This window comes from Streptomyces sp. NPDC058240 (assembly GCF_042882135.1).
Lineage (GTDB): Bacteria > Actinomycetota > Actinomycetes > Streptomycetales > Streptomycetaceae > Streptomyces.
In genome coordinates this window covers 1-3,747 of the sequence record NZ_JBHVWT010000126.1, presented here as the reverse complement: position 1 = coordinate 3,747, position 3,747 = coordinate 1, and the positions used below count along the sequence as shown (strand labels likewise).

At 67.1% G+C, this 3,747-nt stretch carries 2 protein-coding genes; both read right to left on the bottom strand.

The window, feature by feature from the left end:
* Window positions 1–219: 219 nt before the first annotated feature.
* Complete coding sequence (locus ACFVX4_RS41740; protein WP_389988652.1) at window positions 220–1,095, bottom strand: hypothetical protein; 876 nt, start codon at window positions 1,093–1,095, stop codon at window positions 220–222.
* 550 nt (window positions 1,096–1,645) lie between these two features.
* On the bottom strand, window positions 1,646–3,289 hold the full coding sequence (locus tag ACFVX4_RS41735) for an alpha/beta hydrolase (RefSeq protein WP_389988649.1): 1,644 nt from the start codon (window positions 3,287–3,289) through the stop codon (window positions 1,646–1,648).
* Window positions 3,290–3,747 lie beyond the last annotated feature (458 nt).

The window sequence follows — 3,747 nt, the reverse complement described above, 5'->3', positions numbered from 1 at the left end:
AGGCCGCCCGGCGGGACATCACCTGCTACATCGAATTCTGGTACAATCGCAAGCGCCTTCATTCGGCCGTGGGTTACCGCCCTCCGCGCGAAATCTACGCCGAGTACGAGAAGTTGCGAATCGCCGCGTGAAATAGACAGTCAGACGCCTGTCCGGAAAACGCGAGGCCCCTCACCCTGTTCGACCCGCACGTTCCAACACCGGTTGAGAAACGGCTTGTCATGCCAGCGGGTCATGGTTGACCCAGATCGCCTTGTAGGGGTATCGGCCCTGCCAGCGCTTGATGAGGTCGACGGCGCCAGGCATGGTGAAGGTCGCGTTCAGGGCGTCGAGATCGGCCAGGCGCAGCTGCAGGATGGCGCTGGCGATGGCCACCGGGGCGTGGTCGTCGCCCTGGGCGCGGATGTGGTGCCGGGCCGCGAATGACTCGACCAGACCGGAGCCCATCACGAGCTCCTCGAACTCCTTGAGGTACTGGTCCAGCTCACTCGTGGGAATCGGATTGTCGAACGCTACGATCGTGCGGACTTCCCATTTCCTGCCACGGGCCGCCACATCGGAGTCCTGGCCCCGGCAGGGGCCCAGCAGGTCGTGGTCGTAGGTGCGGTGGTGGAGAAGGATTCCGCGTTCGGTGATGGCCTGCCATCGCACCGGCAGCAGTTCCAGGTAGTCGCTGCCGGTCAGCGCGACGGTCACGTACCCGGCGACCGCTGCCAGGGCGGCCCACATCGGGTTCGGCGTCAGCGCGGCCCGGGGGAGTACGGGGTGGCGCAGTCCTTCGTGGGGCCGGTGGTGCCAGTGCGCGAGCCATTCGTCGAGCAGGTCCTGGAGTTGGGCGACGGTGTAGCACGTCTCGCGTTCGATGTCTCTGCCGCGGCGTGCGACGTCGGAGCCGGTGTGGCCGGGCAGGTGCTGGCAGAACAGGGAGTTGATCGAGCCGAAGTCGCGCTCCACGATGCCCTCGGCGGTCGGCGTGAACGGCGGCGCTACCTGCGCACTGATCCCGAGCGTCTCGCACGCCGCGGTGAACGCCCTGGAGACCATCGAGAACATCCCCGGGTGCGCCGCACGGTGGGCCGCCGACCCCGAGGTCATGCGCGAGCGGTACGAGATCTGGCGCCTGTGCGGCAGCCCGCGCACCACCAGCGGCATGAAGGCGTGGGCACTGGCCGACCACACCCTGCGCCCGCCGCGAGGAAGCCGCCCAGCCGTGGATCGAGTGTCTCGCCGCCGATGCCGCCCGCACCCTCGCCACCGACGTCAGCCCGGACGCCGCCCACTGCGCCCACAGCCGCGCCACCGAACTGGCCGCCGCCCAGCACCAGGCCCGCTTCGACGCGTACGTCCCCGACACCCTGCGCAGAACCGACCTCGACACCCCCGTCACGGCCGATGCCTGACGGGCGCTCCGCGGCGTCGCGGCCTTCACACATGACGGAGGCCGTGACGGGAGCCGGAGCGACCACGTACGAACCGTCATCTGTGTCACCTGCGTCCGCTGAATCAGGAATCTCACGCAACGGTCCACGCGTTCGTCTGAGCCGTGAGCTCAACCGGTCGCATTCACCAGGGAGGGCGGGACCCCGCCGGGAGGTCCCGCCCCCCTCTTCAACGGGTCATGCGGAAATGGACCAAGCGACCGGGCTCAGAAACGGTCCGGGGCACGCTCCGGGAGCGGAGACCCGGGGAGCACGTCCCGCTTCTGGCTCTTCCGTGCCTCCGCGTTCGAGTCGGCCGTCGCCCTGCAAGTCACGTCCTTCGCCGGGAGCTTGCCGGTGAGCAGGTAGGCGGCGACCGTACCGTCCGTGCACGCGTTGCCGTTCGGGTAGACGCCATGGCCCTCGCCGCCGAGGACAGTGACCATTTTCGAGCCCTTCAGGTCGGCATGCAGGGCCTGACCGCTGGGCAGCGGAGTCTGCGAGTCCCACTCGTTCTGGACGACCAGAGAACCGACCCTGTTGTTCACCTTGGTTGCCGGTTCCACGGACTTGTCCCAGAATGCGCAGGGCTTGATGCTGGACGCAAAGTCACCGTAGAGTGGGTAGCGGCCCTTGTCTTCGATGGCGTCCTGCCGGTAGCTCTCAGGGTCGCGGGACCACACGGCCGAGTTGTCGCCGCACACCACGGCCCAGAAGCTCGCCGTCATGTTGTCGGACGGCACCTCGGCGGCATCGGAGGCGCCTGAAGTCCCGGTCCCCTCCGATCCGGCGAACGCCGCGAGCTTCTTCGCGGAGGCGGGCTCGCCGGCCGCGGCCCTCTTCAACTCCACGATCCCCTCGGTGGCGTACTCCGGGCTGAAGACCGCCCCGCGCATACCACTCCGGATGTCATCACCGGTGATCGGCTGCCCATCTACCTCGATGGGCTTCTCGTCTGCCTGCGCGACCAGGTCCCAGAAGGTCCGGTCGACCTGCTTCGGGGTGTCACCGAGGCCGTACTTCTCTGAACGCTCGGCGGCCCACTCAGTCCACCGGACGAACGCGGGCTCGGCGCCCTCCGCCCACCACTGGATCATCCCTCGCCAGGCGCGCGCCGGATCGACCGCGCTGTCCAGCACGAACCGGTCGGTCCGGCCCGGGAAGAGCTGGGTGTAGACGGCGCCCAGGTAGGTGCCGTACGAGTAACCTACGTACGAGATCTTCTTCTCACCGAGGATCGCCCGGAGCAGATCCATGTCGCGTGCGGTGTTGCGCGTGGTGATGTGCGGGAGCACGTCGCCCGCTTTCTCCTTGCACTTGTCCGCGACATCGCGTGCCCAGGCGACGTCTTTGTCGAATGTCTCCTCCTTGTACGGCCGCAGCCAGTTCTCCTCCTCCGGCTCCAGATCGCAGGAAACCGGGCTGCTCTGCCCAACACCGCGCGGGTCGAAGCCGATGAGGTCGTACTTCTGCCGTGCGGACTCGGGGAGCCTCTCCTGCATCCCCAGCGGCATGTAGAGCCCCTGTCCCCCCGGGCCACCGGGGTTGGAGAACAGGACACCGTGCCGCTTGTCGGACGCGGTGCTCTTGATCCGGGATATGGCTAAGTCGATCCGCTTGCCCCCAGGAACCCGGTAGTCCAGCGGAACCTTGATCGTGGCACACTCGAACTCCGCCGGAGAGGCGGCTTCGCACCGCTTCCACTGCGGCTTCTGCTTCACATACCGGTTCAGCGCGCCCGTGGCGGCGGACGAGGAGACGGTCGACGGGGTGGCGGCCGGAGCGGCAGTGGCCGTCGAGGTGGCGAGCGCGGGAGCCAGCGTTGCCGTGACACTCACGGCCAACAGGGGCGCGAGACGTCGTCTGCGCACGATATCGATCCTTCCGGTCGAATGTTCGGACAGGAAAGATCTTTCAGGAACCCGCCACGCATGCGGATCCCTCGCCGGGCTGCACCTCTCCTCCACCCTGGGGATGACACAACAGCCTTGGGTGGTACCCAAGTTGTAGGGGACGGACCGCCCTCAGCGATCCATCAGCCGATCGGGTGTCACCCAGGCGACCCCGACAACTCGGCCCCCGGTGCCGAACTTGGTCCTCAGGAAAACAACCCCCTCGACCTCGACCAACCCGATCGCCGCTAGGCCCTGTCCTGGCGATCACGAGCGGAGCCAGATCATGAGGGCTGCGGCGGTAACGTTTTGCCGAGGTGGACGTAGGCGCGTTTGTCGTATCTAGTGTGATGCGCCAGAAAAGGCGGTCTTAAGTCTGCTGCTGGTTTTTGGTGCTGGATGGGCTGATTTTGGTGAGGTAGTCGGCGAGGGATTTG